Raw genomic sequence first — 23,754 nt, forward strand, 5'->3', positions numbered from 1 at the left:
TTCGGGGGCTTCGTCTATTTCGCATATGGCGGAGAGATAGGGATTTGAACCCTAGGTACTGTTGCCAGTACAACGGATTTCGAATCCGTCCCGTTCGGCCACTCCGGCATCTCTCCAGTGGCGCGCATGATACCAGCAGTTTGCCCAAAGGCAAAGCCTGTTTGCGAAAAAAATTCGCGTGGTATCAGGCGCTTGCGTGAACTTGCCGCTTACAGCGGCACGCCCAGGCGTTTGGCAACTTCTTCGTAGGCTTCAATGACGTCGCCCAGACCCTGGCGGAAGCGGTCCTTGTCCATCTTCTTGCGGGTTTCTTTGTCCCACAGGCGGCAGCCGTCCGGGCTGAACTCGTCACCGAGGACGATCTCGCCGTGGAATACGCCGAACTCCAGCTTGAAGTCGACCAGCAGCAGGCCTGCGTCGTCGAAGAGCTTGTTCAGCACTTCGTTGACCTTGAGCGACAGGGCTTTCATCTTCACCAACTGCTCGGCGGTGCCCCAGCCAAAGGCAACCACGTGGGATTCGTTGATGAACGGGTCACCCTTCTCGTCGTTCTTGAGAAACAGCTCGAAGGTCGACGGCTCAAGCTTGATGCCCTCTTCCACGCCCAGACGCTTGACCAGGCTGCCGGCAGCGTAGTTACGCACGACGCATTCAACCGGGATCATGTCGAGCTTCTTGACCAGGCACTCGTTGTCGCCCAGCAGCTTGTCGAACTGAGTAGGGATGCCGGCTTCTTCAAGCTTTTGCATGATGAAGGCGTTGAACTTGTTGTTCACCATGCCTTTGCGGTCGAGCTGTTCGATACGCTTACCGTCGAACGCCGAGGTGTCGTTGCGAAACAGCAGGATCAAGCGGTCAGCGTCGTCGGTCTTGTAAACCGACTTGGCTTTGCCGCGGTAGAGTTCTTCACGTTTTTCCATGATGGGCTCCGCTTGCTAAATAAGATGGGCTAGGCGATTTCGCGCCAGTCGAGCCCGCAATCCTGGTTGGCCACTTGCAGCCAGTCCGGGTCGCACCCGAGGGTGTCGACGAAACATTGCCGGGCCAGCTGTGGCTGGTTGTTCTTGCTACTGAGATGGGCCAGCACCAGATGTTGCAGGTTCTGCCAGTCCAGCTCCGACACCAGGCGCGCGGCCTGATGGTTGTTCAAATGTCCGTAGTCGCCACCCACCCGTTGCTTGAGAAACATCGGGTAAGGCCCGCGTCCGAGCAGGTCGCGGCAATGGTTGGCCTCGATCAGCAAGGCATCCAGGCCTTGATAGCTTTCCAGCAGAGCTGCGTCGTAGGAGCCAAGGTCGGTCAGCACGCCGAAACGCCGGCTTCCGTTGTCAAACACGTACTGCAATGGCTCAAGCGCGTCGTGGGTTACGCCTACGGCGCGGATGCTTAATCCACCGATTTGCAGGTGCTCATTTGCCGCCAGAAAACCCGCTGCCTCGACCGGCTTACGCATGCCACGCAACGTGCCGCGGCTGAGGTAGACCGGTACATTGTAGCGCCGCGCCAGCAACCCCACCCCATGCACGTGATCGGCATGTTCGTGGGTGACCAGCACAGCACTCAACTGCTGGGCAGAAACGCCGAGCAGCGCCAGGCGCCGCTCGGTTTCACGCAGGGAAAAGCCGCAATCGACCAAGACAAGGGTGTTGCCACTGGCGATCAGCGTGCCATTTCCCTGGCTTCCACTTCCAAGTACGGCGAAGCGCACTTAACCCAGGTTGTCCTGAATCGCGCTCAGCACGCGGCGGGCGACATCAGTCGGGGCCACAGTGTTGATGTTCTTCTCGACGGTAACCTGAACGCTATCACCGACCTTGCTCAGGCGAACCTGGTAACGCTCGGCACGGGCTTCACGCTCTTCCTTGCTCGGCGCGCTGCCGAACAGCTTGCTGAAGAAACCAGGCTCCTGGTCTTTGGCCTCGGCGGTTTCAGCCAGGTTGATGTAGTACAGGCCCAGGCTGCGGTTGATGTCTTCAACGCGCCATTCGCCCTGTTCCAGGGCACGGCCAACACTGGACCAGGCACGATCAAGGTCAGCACCCATGTTCAGCACCGGGTTGCCGCTGCCGTCTTCGCTCAGGCTGACACGACTCGGGGCATCGAAGTCACGCGCGGCGAGCAATGATACCGAACCGCCCTTCTCGGCGCTGCGGGTCATGCTGGCGAGCATTTCATCGACCAGCATGGCATCGACACCGGTGTTTTCCGAACGGGCCGGGAAATCAGGCTCGGCAGTACTGCCGGCGGGACGCTCGACACTGACGATGTAAACCTCACTGGTGTTGCGCTGCACGCCCGGCTCAATACGAATGCGGGTACGCACTTCGTTGTCGCGGCTGCTCGACGCACTGGCCAGACGACCGGCCATCGCCCCGGAAAGCTCGTCAAAACGCTGCCAGGTGGTGTTGAACTCACCGGTCTGTGGGCGCTCTTCGGCGATGCGGAAACCGTTGTCTTCAAAGAACTGCCGAGCGACCGGCCAGACTTCGGCAGGCGCACGCTGGGCCAGGACCCAACGGGAACTGCCGCTCTTCTGCAGGCTGAAATCACTGATGTCGGCTGCCGCGTTCAACGGCAATGGCCGTGGCACCTCGAACTCACCCTTGACGTTATCGTCAGCGACGTTGCGCGGGATCGGCAGCAGCGGATCCAGGCGTTTGGCACTGCTGACGTCAGGTGGCAGTTGCATCGGTGCCTTCTGAGTGGCCTCCAGATAATCGCTGCCACGGTCACGGAAGTAACCCTCTTCGCCCCAGAGCCAGCCACAACCACTGGTGCTGGAAATGATCAAGGCAAGGGCGGAAAGACCAGCCAATCGCTTCATGCGGTGTACGTCCTCAATTAAAACTTCAGGCCGCACTGGCGCATCGCCTGGCGTACCGTATCGTGACAGGATTCGCTCAGCCAGGTCAGCGGCAAGCGGATGCCTTTGTGCATCAGGCCCATTTCGACCAAAGCCCACTTCACCGGAATCGGGTTGGCTTCGATGAACAGGTCCTTGTGCAGAGGCATTAATTTTTCGTTGATGGCGCGGGCTTTCTCGGCATTGCCTTCGAGCGCGGCCTCACAGAGATCAGCCATTTCCCGCGGGGCAACGTTGGCGGTCACGGAAATGTTGCCTTTGCCGCCGAGCAGGATCAGCTCGACTGCAGTCGGATCATCGCCGGAGAGCACGATGAAGTCATCGCTCACACCATCGAGAATGGCCTTGGCGCGCTTCAGGTCGCCGGTGGCTTCCTTGATGCCGATGATGTTCGGCACGCTCGACAGGCGAATCACGGTCTCGGCCTGCATGTCGCAGGAGGTGCGGCCGGGTACGTTGTAGAGGATCTGCGGGATGTCGACGGCTTCGGCAATGTGCTTGAAGTGCTGGTACAGACCTTCCTGAGTCGGCTTGTTGTAGTACGGGACAACCAGCAGGCAGGCATCAGCACCGGCATCCTTGGCGTTCTGGGTCAGGTGCACCGCTTCGCTGGTGGAGTTGGCACCGGTACCGGCGATCACCGGGATACGGCCATTGACCTGCTTAACCACGGCCTTGATGACTTCAATGTGCTCATTGACATCCAGGGTCGCCGACTCGCCGGTGGTACCGACGGCAACGATGGCATGGGTGCCGTTTTCCAGGTGGAAGTCCACGAGTTTGCTGAGGCTGTCCCAATCAAGACGCCCTTGTGCATCCATGGGTGTGACCAATGCCACCATACTGCCCGCAATCATGAAACTGCTCCTGCCGGAAAAAGAGAGCGGTAATGGTACTGGCGCCATCGGCCTTGCACAAGCGAAGCAGGCGGCTGGAGCATTCCCCTCAGCGGCCATTTTCGCTACCCTTCTCTCTTTGATCGGTACACAGCGGCCCGCCGGGCTGCCGACAACCTGCGCAGGCAGTGCCCAAAGCCTCGATCCTGAGCCCCGGGACCACGCCTTCCCGCCATTCTGACCTGTCGGGTACCGACCGCTCATCGCTTTAGGAATGCTGCATGTCCACCCCCACCGTTCGCGAACAATTCCTTGTCATCAGTGCTTTGGGTGCCAATCCCATGGAACTGACCAACATCCTGTGCCGAGCCAGTAACGACAATCGCTGCTCGGTCGTCACCTCGCGCCTGACCCGCCACGGCGAGTGCAGTGCGCTGGTCCTCCAGGTTGCCGGTAGCTGGGACGCCTTGGCGCGCTTTGAAGGCGCCCTGCCGGGTCTGGCCAAGAAGCACACCTTCACCGTGAATGTGGTGCGTAGCGCCGAACTTGAAGTGCGCCCACTGGCCCTGCCGTACGTGGCCTATGTCAGCGCCGCCTATCGGCCGGACATCATCAATGAGCTGTGTCAGTTCTTCATCGACCACCATGTCGAACTGGAGAACCTGACCTGCGACACCTACCAGGCGCCACAGACCGGCGGCACCATGCTCAACGCCACGTTCACCGTGACCCTGCCGGCCGGCACCCAGATCAGCTGGCTGCGCGACCAGTTCCTGGACTTCTCCGACGCCCTGAACCTGGATGCGCTGATTGAACCTTGGCGCCCACAGAACCCACTGTAAGGAAGCATTCCATGGCCGTTGAACTCGACCAACCCGTCGCCGATTTCCAGGCCCAGGCCACCAGTGGCCAAAGCATCAGCCTGGCAGACCTTGCGGGTAAGCAAGTGGTGCTCTACTTCTACCCCAAGGACAGCACCCCCGGCTGCACCACTGAAGGCCAGGGCTTTCGTGATCAGTATGCGGCCTTCCAAGCAGCCAATACCGAGGTGTTTGGCGTGTCTCGTGACGGGATCAAATCCCACGAGAACTTCAAAGCCAAGCAGGCATTCCCGTTTGAACTGATCAGCGACAAGGATGAAGCCCTGTGCCAGCTGTTCGACGTGATCAAACTGAAGAAGCTGTACGGCAAGGAATACCTGGGCGTTGATCGCAGCACGTTCCTGATCGACAAGAACGGTGTGCTGCGCAAGCAATGGCGTGGCGTGAAGGTGCCTGGGCATGTGGATGCCGTTTTGGCTGAAGCACAGGCACTGAACAAGGCCTAAGCCCCACGGCCTTGAACACCGTAGTGGGAGCCGGCCTTGCGGCGATGGTTTCAGCGCAGTGTCAGCTGATGCGCGCTGCCTGCATCGCCGCAAGGCTGGCTCCCACAACCCTGCTCATCATCAAAGCAGCGGCGCCACCGCAGGTTCCTGGCGCGGCCAGGCATCCAGCACCGCCTTGAACAGAGTTGCCAATGGGATCGCGAAGAAAATCCCCCAGAAGCCCCATAGCCCACCAAACAGCAGCACTGCACAGATGATTGCCACCGGGTGCAGGCTCACCGCCTCAGAGAACAGCAGCGGCACCAGGACGTTGCCATCCAGCGCCTGGATGATCGCGTAGACCGCCATCAAATAGATGAACTGGTCACCCCAACCCCACTGGAACAGCGCGATCAAGGTGACCGGCACGGTGACCACCACGGCGCCGACATACGGCACCACCACCGACAATCCCACCAGCAACGCCAGCAGCGCCGCATAGTTGAGCCCCAGGGTGATAAAGGCGATGTAGGTCGCCACGCCACAAATCAAGATCTCGATGCCTTTGCCACGAATGTAATTGGCGATCTGCCGGTTCATTTCCTCGGCGACCCGGGTCATCAGCGCCCGCTCGCGTGGCAGATAGCCGCTGACCCAGCGCGCGATCAGTTCACGGTCCTTGAGGAAGAAAAACACCAGGATCGGCACCAGTACCAGGTAGATCATGACGCTCATCAGCAACGGCAGACTGGAGAGCGAAAAGGTCAACGCCCACTGACCAAATTTGCCAATCTCACCACGCATGGCCTCAATCGCCCGCAGCACTTGCTCGTCAGACACCAGGTGCGGATAACGTTCAGGCAACAGCAGCAACAGTGACTGCCATTTGCCGAGCATGCCTGGCAGCTCATTGAGCAAGGTAATCAACTGATGCCAAAGCAACGGCACCAACACCAGCAGAAACACCGCCAGCGCGCCCATGAACAGGGTAAAGACCAGGCCGACGGCATAGCGGGTCGGCACCCGCAGGCGCTCCAGGGCGTTGACCAGCCCCTGCATGAGGAACGCCAGGACCATACCGGCCAGCACTGGCGCCAGCATGCCACCGAGGGTCAGCACGGCGGTGAAGGCCAGAAACAGCAGAACCATCAGCACCACTGCTTCTTCATTGGAGAAGTAGCGTTGCATCCAGTCGCGAAGCACCTTGAACATTGACGATCCTTAAGGAGAAAAACTCAGGCTTTGCGCAGCCAGTAGGTGTAGACACCGTCCTCAGCTGTTTCGAGCAACAGCGTATGACCGGCCAATTTGGCAAAAGTGCGAAAGTCGCGTTGCGATCCGCCATCAGTGGCCAGCACTTTGAGCACAGCGCCACTGGCCAGGCGATTGAGCTCCATCTTCGCCTTGAGCAGTGGCAGCGGGCAGTTCAGACCGCAGGCGTCGAGTTCGGCGTCAAACGTCGGGGTATCGCTCATCAGGGGCTCCAGGCAGATTCGATCAAGTCTCGTAGAATACCGCCACTGGTCGCCAACGTGTGAGCCAGCTACAGTAAGGCTCTTTGTCGACCAGAGCTTCGTGCATGAATTTACTGCGCCCTACCCTGCTGACGCTGGCCTGTTTAATGGCGCTGCCAAGCCATGCCGACGACCTGCCGTCACTTGGCGACGCCAGTTCTGCCATTGTCTCCCCACAACAAGAGCATCAGTTGGGCCGCGCCTGGCTCAGTCTGCTGCGGGGCAATGTCAACCAACTGAACGATCCCCAGCTCAAGGACTATGTTGAAACCAGCGTCTATCGCCTGGCCGAAACCAGCCAGCTACAGGACCGGCGCCTGGAATTCATCCTCATCGACAGTCGCGAGCTCAACGCCTTTGCCGCCCCGGGCGGGATTGTCGGGGTCAACGGTGGCCTGTTTCTCAATGCCCAGACCGAAGGTGAATACGCCTCGGTACTGGCCCACGAATTGGCGCACTTGTCGCAACGCCACTTTGCTCGCGGCGTTGAAGCCCAACAGCGCATGCAGTTGCCAATGATGGCGGCATTGCTCGCCGGTATCGTTGCCGCTGCCGCCGGTGCGGGCGATGCGGGTATCGCCGCTATCGCCGGTACCCAAGCAGCAGCCATTCAGGAACAACGGCGATTCTCTCGGCAGAACGAACAGGAAGCCGACCGCATCGGCATCCTCAACCTGGAAAAGGCCGGTTACGATCCGCGCAACATGCCCAGCATGTTCGAGCGCCTGATGCGCCAGTACCGCTACGACGCCAAACCACCCGAATTCCTGTTGACTCACCCGGTAACCGAGTCGCGTATCGCCGACACCCGTAACCGTGCAGAGCAAGCGCCCAAGGGCGGCACCGAAGACAGCAAGCGCTATCAACTGATCCGCGCCCGTGTCGCGCTGATCTATGAGGGCACCCCAGGCCTTGCCGCCAAGCGCTTTCGCGCCCAACTGGACGAGGATCCGAGCCTCGACTCGGCCCGTTATGGTTTGGCCCTGGCACAGATCAAGGGTGGCCGTCTCAATGAGGCGCGGGACAGCCTCAAGCCGTTGCTGAGCAAGGCGCCCAACGACATCACCTACAACCTTGCGCAGATCGACCTGGAGATCACCAACAATCGCCTGGCCGATGCCCAGCAGCGGGTTGAGCGGATGCGAGCGCTGTACCCGGCGAACTACCCGCTGCAGCAAGCGCGGATTGACCTGTTGCTCAAACAGAACCGTCCGGCGGAAGCTGAAAAAGCCCTGGATGCCCTACTGAAGAACCGCCCGGATGATCCAGACGTGTGGTACGACGTCGCTGAAGTTCGCGGGCTGTCCGGCAATACGATTGGCCTGCACCAGGCACGTGCCGAGTACTTCGCCCTGGTCGGCGACTATGACCAGGCGGTGCAGCAGCTCGACTATGCCAAGCAACGTGCCGGCACCAACTTTGTGCTGGCGTCGAAGATCGATGCGCGTCAGCGTGAAATGCTGGAGCAGCAGCGGATGATTAAAGAGATGATGCGCTGACATCGCGGGCAAGCCCGCTCCCACACGATCAGCGCTTGCTGATCCATTGTGGGAGCCTGCCTTGCTGGCGAGGGTATCGGCTGGGTGCCAGTTGGTGCCGCCTCGTTGGGGCTGTCGAATCACGGAGCCCAGGTATCAGGCATTACCGGACAGCTTCATCCGCGCGGCCTGAGTAAAGTCGAGCATACGCTTGAGCGGCTTGATCGCCTGAGGAATCAGCGCAGGCTCCACGAAGATCTCGTTACTGCCTTCACGCAGGCACTGCAAGGTGCGCTCCAGGGTATTCATCGCCATCCACGGGCAATGGGCGCAACTGCGGCACGCCGCCCCGTTACCCGCCGTAGGGGCCTCAATGAACACCTTGTCCGGGCACAACTGCTGCATCTTGTAGAAGATGCCGCGGTCGGTCGCAACGATAAAGGTTTTGTTCGGCAGAGTTTGCGCAGCGGCAATCAACTGACTGGTGGAACCCACAGCATCGGCCAGATCGATCACCGCCTCCGGCGACTCCGGGTGCACCAGAATCGCGGCATCGGGATACAGCGCCTTCATATCGGCCAGCTGACGCGACTTGAACTCTTCATGGACGATGCAAGCACCTTCCCACAGCAGCATGTCGGCGCCGGTCTGCTTCTGGATGTAGCGCCCCAGATGCTGGTCAGGCCCCCAGATGATGGTTTCGCCGTTGTCCATCAGGCTTTCGACGATTTCCAGTGCGCAGCTGGAGGTCACCACCCAGTCGGCACGGGCTTTGACCGCCGCCGAGGTGTTGGCGTACACCACTACCGTGCGCTCCGGGTGCTTGTCGCAAAACGCCGAAAACTCTTCTACCGGGCAGCCCAGGTCAAGCGAACAGGTCGCTTCCAGGGTCGGCATCAGCACGCGCTTTTCCGGGTTGAGGATTTTTGCCGTCTCACCCATGAAGCGCACCCCGGCGACAATCACCGTGCTGGCTTCGTGCTGGTTGCCGAAGCGGGCCATTTCCAGTGAGTCGGACACGCAGCCACCGGTTTCCTCGGCCAGCGCCTGGATCACCGGGTCACAGTAGTAATGGGCAACCAGCACCGCGTTCTGCGCCTTGAGTTCGGCGGCGATGGCGGCACGGTAATCGGCCTCTTGCTCGGCGGTCAGCGGCGTGGGCTGCTTGGCATCGAGGTGGGCTTGGACCAAAAGGCGTTCGGAAATCTGGGTCATGATCGCTGGACCTGCAGGCGCTTGTGCGCGTAAGTCGAGTGTATCACCGAGCCCTGGCAAATCGGCTACAGGCTCCGCAGGCAAGGCGCTGAACGGCGTTGCTGGCAGAACCAAAGACCTTCTGCGGCCTCGGGTTTTTATGGGATGCCGAAGGCTACAGATAATCGGATGAATTCAAAAGGTTTTTTTAGTGAAACCAGCCTCGGAGCGACAGGCCTGCCGCCCCGAAGCCTACGATCAGCCCTCGCGTGGGGGCATGCCCCCCAAGTTGGCCATGATCAGGCTGGCAAACTGTTCGACGGTCATTTTCTGGCCATTGAAGTCAACCATGCCATCGGCATAGTGCACGCTGGCCAGGATGTCGTTGCCTTGCACCGTTGCCATCTGGCTCTGCACGGCCATCATGCCGAGCATTTCCCCGGTCTGGGACGCTTGCTGGGCAAGCACTTGTTCATCGCTCTGGCCCTGCAGGCGGGCCTGTAAAGTCGCCAGGTCGCCCACCATTGGTTTGGACACCTGCAGCGTACTTTGCACCTGAGTGATCATCTGCTTGTACAGCTCTGCCGACGGTAGCTCCAGGGAAGATGGCTTGCCCAAATCGACACTTAGCTTGAAATGGCTTTCACCGTTGGCCGTCTTGAACGAAAAGTCTTCTAGGGCAATCTGCGGCTTCGCAGCCAGCAGTTGCTGGACGTTGGCGTTGACCTGGTTTTTTTCAGACTCGGTCATCGGCAAGGACGGCAACACCTGACCTTGCGCTGCTGCTGCCTGGAACTCCGGCAGCCGACTCTGGTACCAAGTCAGCAATGCCTGCATGGCTGGCATGTCAATGTTCTTGATGTTCCAGACCATGGCGCTGGAACCTACCGGCTTACCATCAAAACTGATGTCGCCAACTTTGTAGACGATCTTGCCGCCAAACTGATCGCCGTCGGCCCGGGACTCGCTGCGCTGCTCAAGTTGCTTGAGCAAAAGCACTTTCTGCTCCTCACCCTTGGCCGCACTGAAGTGGTCAAGGACCATGTCGGTGGAGCCGACATAGAAACCGTAGGGCGTCTTGGTCAAGTTACCGTCGAGGCTGAGGTTCTTGAGCTCGATCTTCAGCGGCCCGATCTCCTTATCAACCAGGTCCAGGCTAAAGCTCGGCGCAGCGCCACTGAATGTGATCTGCTCGCCATCGCGCGTGCCACTGGCCTGAATCGCCAATCCGGAGAATTTGGTCGTAGCCCCACCCACCTCGGTCACTTGCATAGGCGGCATGATCAGCGTGCCGTCCGTCGAGCCGTCATAGCCCAGGCTACTTTGGCCGAACACTGGTGGCACCTCACCGCTGGCGGCAAACCACTCGGCCGTGAGCGCGTCCTTCTCCAAGGCGTAATTACTGGCTGCCATTACCGGCATGAGTTTCAACGCCTTGACCCGGCTCCAGGGCAACGGGCCGTGTTCGATATGATCGACAAACCCCAGCTCGAAACTCTGCGAGGCGTCGGCGCCCTGCAGTTCCGTAACTTTGACCCGGTAATGCGCGGTACTGGAGAACAGGTGTGACTCCAGCGACGCCAGTTCCAGGGTCACCTTACCGCTTAACCCCGACGATTGCTTGAGCTGCACATTGGCTTGCGCCATGGCCTGCTCAAGCACTTCAGGCAATTGCTTGCCGGTGTACCAGGCCCCGGCCGTGCAGACTGCTGCCACGGCAACGACCAGGCCTGAAAGTACACCTACTGACTTCTTCATGAATTGTTCCGCTTGTCCATTTGTTGAGGGTTGTTGCTATAAGGCCAGTGGCCTATTCGTTGACGTCCATGTACTCACGGGCCCAGACGATGTAGTCGCCAGGCACGGTGTAGGTATGGGTCAGTTCGGTGGCACTCAGGTCTGAGGCACTGCTGGTGATCCGCCGCTGTTCGCGCAGGCAGTCGTAGGTGGCCTTGATCGCCGCGAAGTAAGCGCCATGGCCATCCACCGCAATGCGCACGCCCAGTTGCGCCAAGCGTGCATCGTCGTGCAGCTGTGGGTTGCCGTAGGTCACCAGCATCAACGGCACGCTCAGGTGCGCGGCGATCTGCTCAAGGTGCTCAAAATCGCGGATGCCGACCATGCACAGCGCGTCGGCACCAGCATTCTGATAAGCCACGGTACGGGCGATCACTTCTTCGACCGGGATCAGCGCCGCGTTGGTCCGGGCGATGATCGAAAGCTCCGGATCGACCCGTGCCTCCAAGGCTGCGCGAATCTTCCCGACGCCCTCGGCAATACTGATCAGGTCGGTGGACTTACGCCCGAACTGGGCCGGCAGCAAGGTGTCTTCAATGGTCAACGCGGCAATACCGGCGCGCTCCAGTTCGGTAACCGTGCGCATCACGTTCAAGGCATTGCCATAACCGTGGTCAGCGTCGGCAATCACCGGCAACTGCGCCACACGGCCAATACGCGTGGCCTGCTCAGCGAACTCGCTGAGGGTGATCAGGGCAAAATCAGGTGCAGCCAGCACCTGCAGGGAAGCGACCGAACCACCCAGGATACCCACCTCGAACCCCAGATCAGCGGCGATACGCGCTGACATGGGGTCAAACACGGAGGCCGTGTGGTAACAGGCAGGAGAAGCAAGGAGTTGACGAAACGCGCGACGCAGGTCTTGGTGGGAGGCTCTTGGCATGGTCTTTCCAATCTATCGACTTCATTTATTGGACAGAACATACCACTGCAGGCCCCCTCGCCGACAGGGTCAGATTGACGGCGCCTGCCCGCTCAAGTGCGCCGCTGTGCGCGTTTGAGGGTTTCGCTGGGCAACTCTTTGAACAGTTGCTGGTAGCTGCTGGAGAACCGCCCCAAGTGCCAGAACGACCAATGCATGGCCACTTCGGCGACGGTGCTGTCGTTTGAACGGCAGGCCAGCAGCTCGCGGCGTGCACTGTTCAAGCGGCGCAAACGCAGCCAATGGGCCGGGGTCATCCCGGTATAGGTTTTGAAGGCTTGCTGCAGTTGGCGCAAGGGCACTTCGGCGACCTGCGCCAGTTCCAGCAGGTTAAGGGTTTCTTCCGGGCAGTCAGCCGCCCATTGACTGATCCGGCGCATGATCGTGCGTTCTTCGGTGCGCCGCCACAAGGCGCTGCGGTCCAGACAGACACAGGCACTGTCGAGGATGAACAGACAATCCTGGAGCAATTGCTCAGCCAATGCCTCACGGCTCGGCGGATCGATCTCTTGCCCCAAGCGCGTCAAGGTGCTGCTCAACCAACTGCTGAACAACCCATTTTGCATCGAGTTGAGCGGGGCCATGAACAGCCCTTCCAGGCGCGCAATATCAAGCCCATGACGTTGGACAAACTCAGGGCCGAAAACCACCGCCACTTCCTGGTAGTTCTCCGGGGTGATCCAGATGTTGCGGCTCTCGCCATTGAGCAGGTACAGGCTGTTGTCGCTACGGTCAAAACAGAACGTCAGGGCACCGGACGGCGCATGAAAACTCTGCTCCACCCGCGTGTTCATCGACTCTTCGTAAATCTCCACTCCCTCAAGTTCCAGGCAACGGATCCGCCCGGCGAAATGCCCGGGTGACATCTGCTGGTAGTGCACCGCCCAATTGGGTGATGCACGCTCTTGCTCGATTACGGTTGCGGTGCTGAAAGCCTGGACCTGGAACTGATTTGGCGCTGTCATGAGCTGCTCGTTACGCACTCTTTTGGTGCATTTTATTCTGCGAAAAGTGGATAGATGGATACGCAAGCGTCACCCAAGATAGACCGCAACGCGCTGCAGGGGAAGTCGTCCAGACGGCATACCAGCCTTGATCGCTGGTCCTGGCGCGGAATAAAACCAATAACGAGGTCTTTATGAATGCCCCTTTCGATCAGCTGTCTGCGTGGCTGAAAGAACACAAGATTACCGAAGTCGAGTGCGTGGTCAGTGATCTGACCGGTATCGCCCGCGGCAAAATTGCACCCACCAACAAGTTCCTGCATGAGCGAGGCATGCGCCTGCCGGAAAGTGTGCTGTTGCAAACGGTAACCGGGGATTTTGTCGACGACGACATCTACTACGACCTGCTCGATCCTGCCGACATTGACATGATCTGCCGCCCAGACTCGGCGGCTGTGTATGTGGTGCCTTGGGCGCTGGAGCCAACTGCCATCGTCATCCACGACACCTTCGACAAGCAGGGCAACCCGATTGAACTGTCGCCGCGCAATGTCCTGAAAAAAGTGCTCAAGCTGTATGCCGACAAGGGCTGGCAGCCGATCGTCGCACCAGAAATGGAGTTCTACCTGACCCAGCGTTGCGAAGACCCTGACCTACCGCTGCAGGCGCCACTGGGCCGTTCCGGCCGCGCCGAAAGTGGTCGGCAGTCGTTTTCGATCGATGCTGCCAACGAATTCGATCCGCTGTTTGAAGACGTCTACGACTGGTGCGAAGCCCAGGGCCTGGACCTCGACACGCTGATTCACGAAGACGGTCCGGCACAGATGGAGATCAACTTCCGTCACGGCGACGCCCTGGACCTGGCCGACCAGATCACCGTATTCAAGCGCACCATGCGCGAGGCAGCGCTCAAGCACAACGTCACCGCTACCTTTATGGCCAAGCCGGTCGGCGACGAGCCCGGCAGCGCCATGCACCTGCACCAGAGCGTGGTCGACATCGCCACCGGCAAGCCGATCTTCGTCACCGACGATGGGCAGATGAGTGAGCTGTTCCTGCAACACATCGGCGGCCTGCAGAAGTACATCCCCAAGGTGTTGCCGATGTTCGCCCCGAACGTCAACTCATTCCGCCGCTTCCTCCCCGATACCTCGGCACCGGTTAACGTCGAGTGGGGCGAAGAGAACCGTACCGTGGGCCTGCGTGTGCCAACCTCAAGCCCAGACGCCATGCGCGTGGAAAACCGCCTGCCCGGCGCCGACGCCAACCCGTACCTGGCGATTGCCGCGAGCCTGTTGTGCGGTTACCTGGGTATGGTCGAGAAGATCAACCCCAGCGCCCCGGTCCAAGGCCGGGCCTATGAGCGCCGCAACCTGCGCCTGCCGATCACCATCGAAGACGCCTTGGCCAACATGGAAGACTGCCCGAGCGTGGAGCAGCACCTGGGCAGCAAGTTTGTCCGTGGCTATGTCGCGGTCAAACGCGCCGAACACGAAAACTTCAAGCGGGTGATCAGCTCCTGGGAGCGGGAGTTCTTACTGCTCAGCGTCTGAGCGCCGTTACGTAACAAGCATCGATAAAACAATTCGAAGAGGTCGATATGCGTTCATTGAAAACAGTTGCAAGTGCAACCCTGGCGCTGCTGGTCAGCGCCGCGGCTCAGGCTCAGCCCAGTGTCAGCGTGTACAACTGGACCGACTATATCGGCGAAACTACCCTGGCGGATTTCCAGGGCAGCACCGGCATCAAGGTCATCTATGACGTGTTCGACTCCAACGAAACCCTGGAAGGCAAGTTGCTGGCCGGTCGCACCGGTTACGACGTAGTCGTGCCTTCCAACCACTTTCTGGCGCGCCAGGTGGAAGCTGGCGCGTTTCTAAAACTCGACCGCAGCCAATTGCCGAACTGGAAAAACCTCGACCCGGTGCTGCTCAAGGCACTGGAAGAGAATGACGCCGGCAACCAGCACTCAGTGCCCTACCTGTGGGGCACCAACGGCATCGGCTATAACGTCGACAAGGTCAAGCAGGTGCTCGGTATCGATCATATCGACTCGTGGGCGGTGTTGTTCGAACCGGAGAACCTCAAGAAGCTCAGCCAGTGCGGCGTATCGTTCATGGACTCGGCCGATGAACTGTTCCCGGCCGTGCTCAACTACATGGGCATGGACCCGCGCAGCAACAGCGTCGAGGACTACAAAAAAGCCGAGGCCAAGCTGCTGACCCTGCGCCCGTACATCACCTATTTCCACTCCTCCAAGTACGTCTCGGACCTGGCCAACGGTGATATCTGCGTGGCTTTCGGCTACTCCGGCGACGTGTTCCAGGCGGCCAACCGCGCCAAGGAAGCTAAAAACGGCGTCAACATTGCCTATGCCATCCCCAAGGAAGGCGCCAACCTGTGGTTCGATTTGCTGGCCATCCCCGCCGATGCCAGCAACCCCAAAGAGGCCTATGCCTTTGTGAACTACCTGCTCGACCCGCAAGTGATCGCCAAGGTCAGTGCCACCGTCGGTTATGCCAACGCGATTCCACCTTCTCAGCAGTACATGGACGCCGACCTGGTCAAGAACCCCGAGGTGTACCCGCCGCAAGCGGTGCTGGACAAACTCTATGTCTCCAACACCCCGACCCCGCAGATCATGCGCGTGATGACCCGCTCCTGGAGCAAAGTGAAGTCGAATAAATGAACCAGGGAGCCTCTATGAATCCTGCTGCGCAACATGCCAGCTCCTACTACAAGGCATCGGTAGGCCCGATGCCAGAACACCCGGCCTTGGCAGGCGAACTGAGCGCTGATGTGTGTGTTATCGGCGGCGGTTTTACTGGCGTCAACACGGCGATCGAACTGGCCCAGCGCGGGCTCTCGGTCATACTGCTGGAGGGACGACGCATTGGCTGGGGCGCCAGCGGGCGTAACGGCGGCCAACTGATCCGTGGCATTGGTCACGAGGTTGAAGGCTTTGCCCGCTACGTTGGCCAGGACGGTGTGAAGTACCTGCAACGTGCCGGCATCGAATCGGTCGAGGTGGTGGCCAACCGCATCCAGGAGCACAGCATTGACTGCGACCTGCGCTGGGGCTTCTGTGAACTGGCCAACACCCCGGCTCAGTTCGCCGCCTTTCGCGCCGAGCAGGACAGCCTGGCAGCACTGGACTACCGCCACGAAACGCAATTGGTCGGCCCTGAGCAGATGCACCAGGTGGTCGCCTCTTCGGCTTACGCCGGCGGTTTGATCGATCGCGGCTCGGGCCATCTGCACCCGCTCAACCTGGTGCTGGGCGAGGCCCGCGTGGCGACCTCGCTGGGCGTACGGATCTTTGAGCACAGCCCAGTGCTGGAGATCAATCACGGCGCTACCGTGCAGGTACGCTGCGCCCAAGGCAGCGTACGCGCCGGCAGCTTGGTGCTGGCCTGCAACGCGCACCTGGATGAACTGGAACCCCGCCTGAGCGGCAAGGTGTTGCCCGCCGGCAGCTACATCATTGCTACTGAACCGCTGTCAGCGGCCCAAGCCAGTGAACTGATCCCACAGAACCTGGCGCTGTGCGACCAGAAAGTCGGCCTCGACTACTACCGCCTCAGCGCCGACCGGCGCCTGTTGTTTGGCGGCGCGTGCCACTACTCCGGCCGCGACCCCCTGGACATCGCCGCCTACATGCGTCCGAAGATGCTCAAGGTATTCCCGCAACTGGCCAACACCCGCATTGAGTTTCAGTGGGGGGGCAAGATCGGCATCACAGCCAATCGCTTTCCCCAGGTCGGTCGCCTGTCACAGCACCCGAATGTGTACTACGCCCAAGGCTATTCAGGCCATGGCCTGAATGTCACCCACTGGACCGCCCGGTTACTTGCTGAAGCAATCGATGTCGGCCACAGCCAGGGCATGGATGTGTTCAGTGCCGTGCCGCACATGACCTTCCCGGGCGGCAAGGCGCTGCGTTCCCCCCTGCTGGCATTGGGAATGTTGTGGTACCGCTTGCGCGAAGTGCTGGGTTAATCGGCACGAGTATTTACGACGGGCGACTTGCGACAGACGCAATTGCAGCTACTTTCAGCTAAGTCCTTGTTTCAACATATGACTTGCTTCGGAGGGCATCGGAGAATGTTTGCAGCTCAGCTGTCGCACCGCCCAACCCCTTGGTTTCTTGGCGCTCTGCTGCTGGCCTTGGCAGGTTGCAGCAGTATTGACGCCCGCACCACAGAGTACGTCGGTGCGCCTCACGCCGCGCCCAGCAGTGCGGCAAACGTCGAAGTACTGCGCAGCGAGCCAACCCGCGCCCACGACCGCTTGGGCGAGATCGTGGTCGACGCCAGCGTCGAGCCAGCACCACCGATCACCGAGGTCGAACAGAAACTACGCGAGGAAACTGCGAAGATCGGCGGCGATGCAGTCGTAGTGGTCTACGACCGCATCCAACCGGTCTCAGCCTATGTCAGCGGCCCGCTCTGGGACCGCGATATCCAGACCATCGAAGGGCGCAAGCTCAAAGGCATCGTTATCAAGTACCAGTAATGCATCGCCTTCACTGATCGGCCCAACCTGGCTTGAGCTCAACACGTGGGTCCTGCGCCTGCAATACGCCTGGTGAGACCGCGAAGCTCAGCCGGCAGACGGCAACACGGCCAGCGGATCAATCGGCTTGCCGTTCTGGCGAATCTCGAAATACAGCTGCACCCTGTCAGCGTCCAGGGAGCCCGCTTCAGCGATTTTCTGCCCCTTGCTGACCGTCTGCCCTTCCTTGACCAGCAACTTGCTGTTGTGGCCGTAGACGCTGGCATGGGACGACCCGTGCTGGAGGATGATCAGGTTGCCGTATCCGCGGATGTTCACCGCAAAAGCCACCTTGCCACCGAGGCTGGCATATACCGGCTGGCCTTGGGTCGCGGAAATGGTAATGCCCTTGTTCAACTTGTCGGCGGCCGAGAAGCGGCGAATCACGGCGCCTTTCACCGGCCAATCCCAACCGCGCAAGGTCACCTTGGTGGTTGAAACCGGTTTGCTCTTGCTGGCCGTCGAGGTGCTACGCGTTGTGGTTTTCGAGCCACCAAAGCGAATGGTCTGGCCGACATTCACCGCATAGGGCGCAGCAATACCGTTGTAACGCGCCAGCTCCTTGAAATTCCAGCCGTGGCGTGAGGCAATCGAATACAAGGTGTCGCCACGCTTGACCTTGTAGGTACCGGCCACAACTTTGTTAGCAGCGACACCAGAGTTTGGAGAATGCGAACTGCATGCGGACATCGCCAGCATCACGGCGATCAGAATAAACCTGAAAAACACACCACTTCCTTTTCCCGGAGACGCCGTTAACGAGGTCGCTACTATAAATCAGTCTGTTGCTTTGCGCGGCACAGTCTGTACTCGACGCTCAGTTCTCCTGCGTCCAATGCAGATTCACTTTCTCAGTCTGGCCTGGCACTACATTGACCGCGCCGACCTGTTGCTCACCATTGCGCGAAGCAATCAGGTTGTACTTCCCCGGAGGCAGCTTGACCTGAACCATCGGGCCAACCTGGTTCAACCGCAACAGTATCTGGCCTTGCACGCCCTGAATCATCAGATCAACATCCGGTACGTACTTGTTTTGCGAGCCGCTGGAAAACGTAAGCTGCAGGTTGTAACCCTGGACTTGCTGAATGGCCCGTGACTCATCCTGGCCAATGCCGCCAGTCACATAGCTGATACCGTTTTGCTGTTGGGGCTGCAGATGCACTGCAGAGTTATCGATTGGCTCTTGGTATTCAGAGGCTTGTACCTGCTGGGCTACCAACACCAAGACCACTGTTGTGGTAAATGCGAGTGTGCTGAAAGTTCTCATCGCCATGAACCTCGCGCTACATTGTGCTAACCATTTTACTGCCTTGATCCCTCGCTTTTAGAACGATTCGGCGTTACCAGGCCGGGCAATACCGCTGGATGCTTTCAGATTCATCTTATTAAGCCGCAAAACCTCTCTTGATAGCCTTGGGTCTTCGTTTGCACGCAGGTGCAGTGAACTAATCGAAGGTTGGAAGGAATTGCAATGAGTGGTTGGTACGAGCTGAAAAACTACAGCAATGGTACGTGTCGCTTTTATCTGTATTCGCGCGACGGCCAGCGGTTACTGCAAAGCGCAGTGTATCCGGACAGCGTCAGCGCTGAGCAAACCATTGAGGCAATCCAGAACAGCTGCGGGACGGTGGAGCGTTTCAAGAAGGGTATCCATAGCGGTGGCAAGAACTACTTTGTTCTACGCGGAGCAGGCAACACCGAACTGCTCACCAGCCACCTGTATGACTCCGAGAGCGCGCTTGAGCGGGCCATCTCGTTGATTTCATCAGTCGCTCAGACAGGCGAGCTGAAGAAAGCTGCCTGAGCCGAAATACGGCGCCACTTCGCACAAGGCCCATCAATTGATGGGCCTTGTGCTTTTCTATTACAGCATTGCTCGAGGTGCACCTGAACGCGCCGACTAGATGCAACGCGCAGAAAATAGCTGCGGTCCAGACACGAAAAAGCCCGCTCCTTTGCAGGAAGCGGGCTATTTCACATGACGCCCTAAACTAGGGATCGTCACTGGCGTCTGCATGATTATGAATCCGGCAATACCTTACCGTTTCAAGATTCACACATCCGGCCATATATGGTGGGTCGTGTAGGATTCGAACCTACGACCAATTGGTTAAAAGCCAACTGCTCTACCAACTGAGCTAACGACCCGTTGGATGGCGCGTATAATACTGATTTCTAACAGGAAATCAACACCCCATCGCAAAATAATTTAAAAATAACGTGTTGGGTCTTCTACACCCGCCGCTTTAAAGCCGTCGGCACGCAGGCGGCAGCTGTCGCATTTACCGCATGCTCGGCCTTCATCGTCGGCCTGATAGCAGGACACTGTCAGGCTGTAGTCCACCCCACGGGCAATACCGGCCTGGACGATCTGCGCCTTGCTCAGGTTCTGCAGTGGCGCCTGAATACGAAAGCCCTGCCCTTCGACACCAGCCTTGGTCGCCAGGTTAGCCATGCGTTCGAACGCCTCAACGAACTCCGGGCGGCAATCCGGATACCCTGAATAGTCCACGGCGTTGACGCCAATGAAGATATCCCGCGCCTCCAGCACCTCAGCCCAGCCAAGTGCCAAGGACAGGAACACGGTATTGCGTGCCGGCACGTAGGTCACCGGGATGCCTTCGCTCGGCGCTTCGGGCACATCGATGCTGGTGTCGGTCAGGGCCGAGCCACCGATGCCGTCCAGGTTCAGGCCGATGACCTTGTGCTCAACCACACCCAGGTCGCGGGCTACTCGCGCAGCGGCGTTGAGTTCTGCACGGTGACGCTGACCGTAATCAAAGCTCATGGTGTAGCAGCTGTAGCCTTCGGCCTTAGCCATAGCGACCACGGTGGCCGAATCCAGACCACCGGAAAGCAGGATTACCGCACGTTTCTCAGTCATTGCATTCACTCCTGTCAGCGTCCCGGCTCGTCGTTCCACAGCAGCTTGTGCAGCTGCATCTGAAAACGAACCGGCAAATTATCAGCCACGATCCAATCGGCCAGGTCAGTGGCACTCACCTGATGGTGGCTTGGCGAAAACAGCACGTCGCCGGCACGTTGCTCAAGACCGTACTGAATGAGTTTGGACACCGCCCAGTCGTAGTCCTCACGCGAACAAATGACAAACTTGACTTGATCATTAGGTGTGAGCAGTTCGATGTTCTCGTAACGATTGCGGTGCACTTCTGCCGAGCCCGGGGTTTTCAGGTCAACAACCCGACTGACACGCGTGTCCACCTTGGAAATGTCCAAGGCACCGCTGGTCTCAAGCGAGACGTCATAGCCTGCATCACAGAGCTGCTTAAGTAGCGCAATGGCGTTCGGCTGGGCCAGCGGCTCACCACCGGTGACGCAGACATAGCGCGGCTTGAAGCCAGCGACCTGCTCCAGGATCGAATCGAGAGTGCGAATGCTGCCGCCGCTGAAGGCGTATTCGCTGTCGCAATACTGGCAGCGCAGCGGGCAGCCGGTGAGACGGACAAATACCGTGGGCAGGCCAGCGGTACGCGTTTCACCCTGCAAAGAGTAAAAAACTTCGGTAATACGTAATGTGTCTTGCATAGTCGCCACGGGCGTAACAGCTAAACAGGCTGTCCGCCTCCGTCAGGCACTGCTGAAAACCCGTCATCGCGTAGTTCACAGCAGCGTTTTTCAATAAAAGGGCAGAGATTCTAACGAAAAAACCCGCGACTGGCGCGGGTTTCTTTTGAAACGACTGAGTTAGAGCTTTTGCAGGTCGCGCTGGGCCAGTTGTGCAGCCGAGGTACCCGGATACTGGGTAATCACTTGCTGCAAAATGCCTTTGACCCGGTCGGTGTGACCCAGGCGGCGCTCTACGTCGGCCAGCTTGTACAGAGAATCTGGCACTTTGTTGTGCTTGGGATACAGCTGACTGACCTTGGCGAAGGCTTGCCCTGCGCCTTGCAGGTCGCCCTTGGCCAGGTTCACTTCACCCAACCAGTACTGGGCGTTGCCAGCGTACTGACTATTGGGGTATTTGCGCAGAAAGGCGTTGAACGCCTGACTGGCCTTGTCGAAATCCTTGGCTTTGATCAGGTCAAAAGCAGCGTCGTAATAGAGCTTCTCTTTGGCCGGATCGCCAGGTTCGCTACTGGCGGCAGGTTGTTGCGCGGCGGCAGCACCTGCAGCGGCACCGGCGGCTTCACCACCAGCGGAAGAATTCTCTGGAGCCACGGCAGGAGCGCCGGTTCCAATACGCCGATCCAGGTCCTGATAACGCTCCAGGCTTTCCTGTTTCATGCGCGCAACATCGTTTTGCAGCTCTTCGATGATGCCTTGTTGACGCGACAACTGATCTTGCATCTGCTGCAGTTGCATGAACAGCTGACCCTGCGCCGAGGCAGGGGCCGTAACCCCTCCCCCGGCGTAGGCGCCGTTCGTACCATAACCCGCTGGTGGGTAGCTGCTTGCGCCGCTATAGCCAGCGTTGTCATCAACAACAGGAACCTCAGCCCAAGCCACGAGTGGCAGGCTGAGCGCCAGGACGGTTAAAGCACGACGGCACGTTCGCATATCGAATTACTTACGCAGTTCGACGCGACGGTTCTGAGCCCACGACTGCTCGTCGTTGCCGGTAGCAACTGGACGCTCTTCGCCGTAGGAAACCAGTTCCAGCTGGGCAGGAGAAACGCCTTGCAGTACCAGGTAGCGTTGAACGGCTTTCGCACGACGCTCGCCCAGAGCCATGTTGTATTCGCGAGTACCACGCTCGTCGGTGTTACCTTCCAGCACGACGCGAGCGCCGTTGCCTTTCAGGTCCTTGGCATGAACGTCCAGAGCGCGCATGGCTTCTGGCTTCAGGTCCGAGCTGTCGTATTCGAAGTAGAAGGTGGTGATTGCGCGCAGAGCAGCTTCTTCGCTCAGGCTGCCGTCAACAGCGCCAGTGTTGGCACCGTAGCCAGCGTTAGGATCAACAGCGCCTTGACCAGCGTCGTCGCCGCCTTTGGAAGAGCAACCTACGGCTACGGCCATGGCCAGAGCCAGCGCAGCAAACTTACCAAACTTCAGCATTTCCATCGTGAAACTCCTAATGAACCCCAATGTGTTAAGTACAACGTAAAGCGCCGCGTCAGTTCAGGTAAGGGGACCAGGACGGTTCTCTGACTTCGCCTTGAGCGGTAGGAAGCGGGAGCCTCACGCGTCCGTTGAGAGAGACGAGCATCAAGACTCCCCGGCCCTGCTGGCGGGTGGCGTAGATTAGCATGGTGCCGTTGGGCGCAACAGTGGGAGACTCATCAAGACTTGTTTCCGAGAGAATCTTTACACTGCCACGTTGCAAATCTTGTGCAGCCACCTTGAAGTTGGTGAAACCTTGTTGACGATGAATCATCACCAGGGTCTTTTCATCCGCCGAAAGTTTAGGGTTGGCGTTGTAGTTACCTACAAAAGTTACACGCTCGGCGCCACCGCCAGAAACATTGGTTTTATAGATCTGAGGTTTACCACCGCGGTCGGAAGTGAAATAGATGGTCGAGCCATCTTTACCCCAGAACGGTTCGGTGTTGATCCCAGGACCTGCAGTAACACGCGACAGCTGGCGCGAACCCATGTTCATCACGTAGATGTCCGGGTTGCCGTCCTTGGACAGCACGAACGCCAGGCGCGAACCGTCTGGCGACCAGGCTGGCGCACCGTTGAGGCCTTCGAAGTTGGTGATCTGCTCGCGACGACCAGTGTCGATGTGCTGAACGAAGATGCGCGGACGCTTCTGCTCGAACGACACATAGGCAATGCGCTTGCCATCAGGTGCAAAACGTGGCGACAGGATCGGCTCTCGCGATTGCAGCAGGGTGACTGCACGAGCACCGTCGTAATCCGAACGCTGCAGGGTGTAACGGGTATTGTTGGTGGAGAAGCGCTCAGCCGTCACGTACAACATGCGGGTAGAGAACGCACCCTTGATGCCGGTGAGTTTCTCGAACGACTGGTCAGCGATGTAGTGCGACATGTCGCGCAACTGATCGGTGCTGCCCGAGACGCTGCCGGTCAACACTTGCTGTTCGGTAGCGACGTTGAACAGGGCGTACTGCACCTGCAGGCGACCGCCTGCCGGAACAATGCTACCCACCATGACGTACTGGGCACCCAGGGCTTTCCAGTCACGGAAGATCACTTCGCTGGCCTGACTTGGCTGGCTGATCATGTTCTGCCGTGGGATCGGCGAGTAATAACCGGAGTTGCGCAGGTCATTACCGATAATGTCAGCCATGTCTTCAGGCAGCACGCTGCCGCCCTGCAGACCGAAAGGTACAACGGCGATAGGCGTGGCACGATCACTACCGCTGGTGACCAGAATGTTCTTTTCTTCTGCCACGGCCATCCCTGCTGCGCAGCAGAGAAC

At 59.1% G+C, this 23,754-nt stretch carries 25 protein-coding genes and 2 tRNA genes; 8 read left to right on the forward strand and 19 right to left on the reverse strand.

The window, feature by feature from the left end:
• Positions 1 to 26: 26 nt before the first annotated feature.
• From CX511_RS19855 to dapA, 5 genes are all read right to left on the reverse strand, one after another.
• Positions 27 to 116, reverse strand: a tRNA-Ser gene (locus CX511_RS19855).
• Between the two features lie 93 nt (positions 117 to 209).
• Positions 210 to 920, reverse strand: coding sequence for a phosphoribosylaminoimidazolesuccinocarboxamide synthase (gene purC, locus CX511_RS19860; protein ID WP_038613804.1), 711 nt, complete (start codon positions 918 to 920; stop codon positions 210 to 212).
• 29 nt (positions 921 to 949) lie between these two features.
• Positions 950 to 1,708, reverse strand: coding sequence for an MBL fold metallo-hydrolase (locus tag CX511_RS19865; protein ID WP_101291914.1), 759 nt, complete (start codon positions 1,706 to 1,708; stop codon positions 950 to 952).
• A complete protein-coding gene (gene bamC, locus CX511_RS19870; protein ID WP_045187676.1) occupies positions 1,709 to 2,824 on the reverse strand; it encodes an NlpB/DapX family lipoprotein in 1,116 nt (371 codons plus the stop codon). It lies immediately after the preceding gene.
• A 17-nt stretch (positions 2,825 to 2,841) separates the two neighbouring features.
• Positions 2,842 to 3,720, reverse strand: a complete 879-nt coding sequence (gene dapA / locus CX511_RS19875; protein ID WP_045187678.1) for a 4-hydroxy-tetrahydrodipicolinate synthase — start codon at positions 3,718 to 3,720, stop codon at positions 2,842 to 2,844.
• 260 nt (positions 3,721 to 3,980) lie between these two features.
• Between dapA and CX511_RS19880 the strand changes: the two genes are divergently transcribed.
• Both CX511_RS19880 and CX511_RS19885 read left to right on the forward strand, forming a co-directional pair.
• On the forward strand, positions 3,981 to 4,541 hold the full coding sequence (locus CX511_RS19880; protein WP_045187680.1) for a glycine cleavage system transcriptional repressor: 561 nt from the start codon (positions 3,981 to 3,983) through the stop codon (positions 4,539 to 4,541).
• Between the two features lie 11 nt (positions 4,542 to 4,552).
• Positions 4,553 to 5,026, forward strand: coding sequence for a peroxiredoxin (locus CX511_RS19885; RefSeq protein ID WP_101291915.1), 474 nt, complete (start codon positions 4,553 to 4,555; stop codon positions 5,024 to 5,026).
• A 120-nt stretch (positions 5,027 to 5,146) separates the two neighbouring features.
• Here CX511_RS19885 and CX511_RS19890 read toward each other — a convergent pair whose 3' ends face one another.
• Together CX511_RS19890 and CX511_RS19895 are read right to left on the reverse strand one after the other, a co-directional pair.
• Positions 5,147 to 6,217 carry an AI-2E family transporter gene (locus CX511_RS19890; protein ID WP_045187685.1) on the reverse strand — a complete coding sequence of 357 codons (1,071 nt, stop codon included), beginning with the start codon at positions 6,215 to 6,217 and terminating at the stop codon, positions 5,147 to 5,149.
• A 23-nt stretch (positions 6,218 to 6,240) separates the two neighbouring features.
• Complete coding sequence (locus CX511_RS19895) at positions 6,241 to 6,480, reverse strand: sulfurtransferase TusA family protein (RefSeq protein WP_045187687.1); 240 nt, start codon at positions 6,478 to 6,480, stop codon at positions 6,241 to 6,243.
• A 104-nt stretch (positions 6,481 to 6,584) separates the two neighbouring features.
• On the opposite strand from CX511_RS19895, the gene CX511_RS19900 reads away from it, so the two are divergent.
• A complete protein-coding gene (locus tag CX511_RS19900; RefSeq protein WP_045187689.1) occupies positions 6,585 to 8,018 on the forward strand; it encodes a M48 family metalloprotease in 1,434 nt (477 codons plus the stop codon).
• Positions 8,019 to 8,153: 135 nt separating this feature from the next.
• Here the strand turns inward: CX511_RS19900 and nadA are convergent, their stop codons facing one another.
• From nadA to CX511_RS19920, 4 genes are all read right to left on the reverse strand, one after another.
• A complete protein-coding gene (gene nadA / locus CX511_RS19905) occupies positions 8,154 to 9,212 on the reverse strand; it encodes a quinolinate synthase NadA (RefSeq protein ID WP_045187691.1) in 1,059 nt (352 codons plus the stop codon).
• Between the two features lie 237 nt (positions 9,213 to 9,449).
• Positions 9,450 to 10,949 carry a YdgA family protein gene (locus tag CX511_RS19910; protein ID WP_045187693.1) on the reverse strand — a complete coding sequence of 500 codons (1,500 nt, stop codon included), beginning with the start codon at positions 10,947 to 10,949 and terminating at the stop codon, positions 9,450 to 9,452.
• A 52-nt stretch (positions 10,950 to 11,001) separates the two neighbouring features.
• Positions 11,002 to 11,871, reverse strand: coding sequence for an oxaloacetate decarboxylase (locus tag CX511_RS19915; protein WP_045187694.1), 870 nt, complete (start codon positions 11,869 to 11,871; stop codon positions 11,002 to 11,004).
• Positions 11,872 to 11,963: 92 nt separating this feature from the next.
• The gene (locus CX511_RS19920) at positions 11,964 to 12,875 is read right to left on the reverse strand and encodes a helix-turn-helix domain-containing protein (protein ID WP_101291916.1); all 912 of its coding nucleotides are present in this window, start codon (positions 12,873 to 12,875) and stop codon (positions 11,964 to 11,966) included.
• Between the two features lie 173 nt (positions 12,876 to 13,048).
• On the opposite strand from CX511_RS19920, the gene CX511_RS19925 reads away from it, so the two are divergent.
• The 4 genes from CX511_RS19925 to CX511_RS19940 all read left to right on the forward strand — a co-directional run bounded on the left by CX511_RS19925 (position 13,049) and on the right by CX511_RS19940 (position 17,369).
• Positions 13,049 to 14,407 carry a glutamine synthetase family protein gene (locus tag CX511_RS19925; protein WP_045187698.1) on the forward strand — a complete coding sequence of 453 codons (1,359 nt, stop codon included), beginning with the start codon at positions 13,049 to 13,051 and terminating at the stop codon, positions 14,405 to 14,407.
• 47 nt (positions 14,408 to 14,454) lie between these two features.
• Positions 14,455 to 15,543 (forward strand): polyamine ABC transporter substrate-binding protein, encoded by a 1,089-nt coding sequence (locus CX511_RS19930; RefSeq protein ID WP_045187700.1) that lies wholly within the window; start codon positions 14,455 to 14,457, stop codon positions 15,541 to 15,543.
• A gap of 14 nt (positions 15,544 to 15,557) precedes the next feature.
• Complete coding sequence (locus CX511_RS19935) at positions 15,558 to 16,853, forward strand: NAD(P)/FAD-dependent oxidoreductase (RefSeq protein WP_101291917.1); 1,296 nt, start codon at positions 15,558 to 15,560, stop codon at positions 16,851 to 16,853.
• A 105-nt stretch (positions 16,854 to 16,958) separates the two neighbouring features.
• Positions 16,959 to 17,369 carry a hypothetical protein gene (locus CX511_RS19940; RefSeq protein ID WP_101291918.1) on the forward strand — a complete coding sequence of 137 codons (411 nt, stop codon included), beginning with the start codon at positions 16,959 to 16,961 and terminating at the stop codon, positions 17,367 to 17,369.
• Positions 17,370 to 17,456: 87 nt separating this feature from the next.
• On the opposite strand, the gene CX511_RS19945 is transcribed toward CX511_RS19940, so the two are convergent.
• Together CX511_RS19945 and CX511_RS19950 are read right to left on the reverse strand one after the other, a co-directional pair.
• Positions 17,457 to 18,137 carry a peptidoglycan DD-metalloendopeptidase family protein gene (locus tag CX511_RS19945; protein ID WP_045187705.1) on the reverse strand — a complete coding sequence of 227 codons (681 nt, stop codon included), beginning with the start codon at positions 18,135 to 18,137 and terminating at the stop codon, positions 17,457 to 17,459.
• Positions 18,138 to 18,225: 88 nt separating this feature from the next.
• A complete protein-coding gene (locus CX511_RS19950; protein WP_045187831.1) occupies positions 18,226 to 18,675 on the reverse strand; it encodes a hypothetical protein in 450 nt (149 codons plus the stop codon).
• Positions 18,676 to 18,879: 204 nt separating this feature from the next.
• Here CX511_RS19950 and CX511_RS19955 point away from each other — a divergent pair, with 204 nt between their 5' ends.
• Positions 18,880 to 19,212, forward strand: a complete 333-nt coding sequence (locus CX511_RS19955) for a YegP family protein (RefSeq protein ID WP_045187707.1) — start codon at positions 18,880 to 18,882, stop codon at positions 19,210 to 19,212.
• A gap of 268 nt (positions 19,213 to 19,480) precedes the next feature.
• Here CX511_RS19955 and CX511_RS19960 read toward each other — a convergent pair.
• The 6 genes from CX511_RS19960 to tolB form a co-directional block, all read right to left on the reverse strand.
• Positions 19,481 to 19,556, reverse strand: a tRNA-Lys gene (locus CX511_RS19960).
• 61 nt (positions 19,557 to 19,617) lie between these two features.
• Complete coding sequence (gene queC, locus CX511_RS19965) at positions 19,618 to 20,292, reverse strand: 7-cyano-7-deazaguanine synthase QueC (protein ID WP_045187709.1); 675 nt, start codon at positions 20,290 to 20,292, stop codon at positions 19,618 to 19,620.
• A gap of 14 nt (positions 20,293 to 20,306) precedes the next feature.
• Positions 20,307 to 20,954 carry a 7-carboxy-7-deazaguanine synthase QueE gene (gene queE / locus CX511_RS19970; protein ID WP_045187711.1) on the reverse strand — a complete coding sequence of 216 codons (648 nt, stop codon included), beginning with the start codon at positions 20,952 to 20,954 and terminating at the stop codon, positions 20,307 to 20,309.
• Between the two features lie 159 nt (positions 20,955 to 21,113).
• The gene (ybgF, locus tag CX511_RS19975) at positions 21,114 to 21,926 is read right to left on the reverse strand and encodes a tol-pal system protein YbgF (protein ID WP_045187713.1); all 813 of its coding nucleotides are present in this window, start codon (positions 21,924 to 21,926) and stop codon (positions 21,114 to 21,116) included.
• A gap of 6 nt (positions 21,927 to 21,932) precedes the next feature.
• Positions 21,933 to 22,430 carry a peptidoglycan-associated lipoprotein Pal gene (gene pal, locus CX511_RS19980; protein ID WP_028943075.1) on the reverse strand — a complete coding sequence of 166 codons (498 nt, stop codon included), beginning with the start codon at positions 22,428 to 22,430 and terminating at the stop codon, positions 21,933 to 21,935.
• A gap of 52 nt (positions 22,431 to 22,482) precedes the next feature.
• Positions 22,483 to 23,733 carry a Tol-Pal system beta propeller repeat protein TolB gene (tolB, locus tag CX511_RS19985; RefSeq protein ID WP_045187716.1) on the reverse strand — a complete coding sequence of 417 codons (1,251 nt, stop codon included), beginning with the start codon at positions 23,731 to 23,733 and terminating at the stop codon, positions 22,483 to 22,485.
• Positions 23,734 to 23,754 lie beyond the last annotated feature (21 nt).

The sequence above is a fragment of the Pseudomonas sp. S06B 330 genome, assembly GCF_002845275.2.
Classification (GTDB): Bacteria; Pseudomonadota; Gammaproteobacteria; order Pseudomonadales; family Pseudomonadaceae; genus Aquipseudomonas.

What these genes read in the sequence shown, in the direction of transcription:
- CX511_RS19940 (WP_101291918.1), top strand. Translation starts at nt 16,959, where the DNA reads ATGTTTGCAGCTCAGCTGTCGCACCGCCCAACCCCTTGGTTTCTTGGC.
- CX511_RS19880 (WP_045187680.1), top strand. Translation starts at nt 3,981, where the DNA reads ATGTCCACCCCCACCGTTCGCGAACAATTCCTTGTCATCAGTGCTTTG.
- ybgF (WP_045187713.1), bottom strand. Translation starts at nt 21,926, where the DNA reads ATGCGAACGTGCCGTCGTGCTTTAACCGTCCTGGCGCTCAGCCTGCCA.
- CX511_RS19900 (WP_045187689.1), top strand. Translation starts at nt 6,585, where the DNA reads ATGAATTTACTGCGCCCTACCCTGCTGACGCTGGCCTGTTTAATGGCG.
- CX511_RS19920 (WP_101291916.1), bottom strand. Translation starts at nt 12,875, where the DNA reads ATGACAGCGCCAAATCAGTTCCAGGTCCAGGCTTTCAGCACCGCAACC.
- bamC (WP_045187676.1), bottom strand. Translation starts at nt 2,824, where the DNA reads ATGAAGCGATTGGCTGGTCTTTCCGCCCTTGCCTTGATCATTTCCAGC.
- pal (WP_028943075.1), bottom strand. Translation starts at nt 22,430, where the DNA reads ATGGAAATGCTGAAGTTTGGTAAGTTTGCTGCGCTGGCTCTGGCCATG.
- dapA (WP_045187678.1), bottom strand. Translation starts at nt 3,720, where the DNA reads ATGATTGCGGGCAGTATGGTGGCATTGGTCACACCCATGGATGCACAA.
- CX511_RS19935 (WP_101291917.1), top strand. Translation starts at nt 15,558, where the DNA reads ATGAATCCTGCTGCGCAACATGCCAGCTCCTACTACAAGGCATCGGTA.
- CX511_RS19910 (WP_045187693.1), bottom strand. Translation starts at nt 10,949, where the DNA reads ATGAAGAAGTCAGTAGGTGTACTTTCAGGCCTGGTCGTTGCCGTGGCA.
- queE (WP_045187711.1), bottom strand. Translation starts at nt 20,954, where the DNA reads ATGCAAGACACATTACGTATTACCGAAGTTTTTTACTCTTTGCAGGGT.
- CX511_RS19950 (WP_045187831.1), bottom strand. Translation starts at nt 18,675, where the DNA reads ATGAGAACTTTCAGCACACTCGCATTTACCACAACAGTGGTCTTGGTG.
- CX511_RS19915 (WP_045187694.1), bottom strand. Translation starts at nt 11,871, where the DNA reads ATGCCAAGAGCCTCCCACCAAGACCTGCGTCGCGCGTTTCGTCAACTC.
- CX511_RS19930 (WP_045187700.1), top strand. Translation starts at nt 14,455, where the DNA reads ATGCGTTCATTGAAAACAGTTGCAAGTGCAACCCTGGCGCTGCTGGTC.
- nadA (WP_045187691.1), bottom strand. Translation starts at nt 9,212, where the DNA reads ATGACCCAGATTTCCGAACGCCTTTTGGTCCAAGCCCACCTCGATGCC.
- tolB (WP_045187716.1), bottom strand. Translation starts at nt 23,733, where the DNA reads ATGGCCGTGGCAGAAGAAAAGAACATTCTGGTCACCAGCGGTAGTGAT.
- CX511_RS19895 (WP_045187687.1), bottom strand. Translation starts at nt 6,480, where the DNA reads ATGAGCGATACCCCGACGTTTGACGCCGAACTCGACGCCTGCGGTCTG.
- queC (WP_045187709.1), bottom strand. Translation starts at nt 20,292, where the DNA reads ATGACTGAGAAACGTGCGGTAATCCTGCTTTCCGGTGGTCTGGATTCG.
- CX511_RS19885 (WP_101291915.1), top strand. Translation starts at nt 4,553, where the DNA reads ATGGCCGTTGAACTCGACCAACCCGTCGCCGATTTCCAGGCCCAGGCC.
- CX511_RS19890 (WP_045187685.1), bottom strand. Translation starts at nt 6,217, where the DNA reads ATGTTCAAGGTGCTTCGCGACTGGATGCAACGCTACTTCTCCAATGAA.
- CX511_RS19955 (WP_045187707.1), top strand. Translation starts at nt 18,880, where the DNA reads ATGAGTGGTTGGTACGAGCTGAAAAACTACAGCAATGGTACGTGTCGC.
- purC (WP_038613804.1), bottom strand. Translation starts at nt 920, where the DNA reads ATGGAAAAACGTGAAGAACTCTACCGCGGCAAAGCCAAGTCGGTTTAC.
- CX511_RS19925 (WP_045187698.1), top strand. Translation starts at nt 13,049, where the DNA reads ATGAATGCCCCTTTCGATCAGCTGTCTGCGTGGCTGAAAGAACACAAG.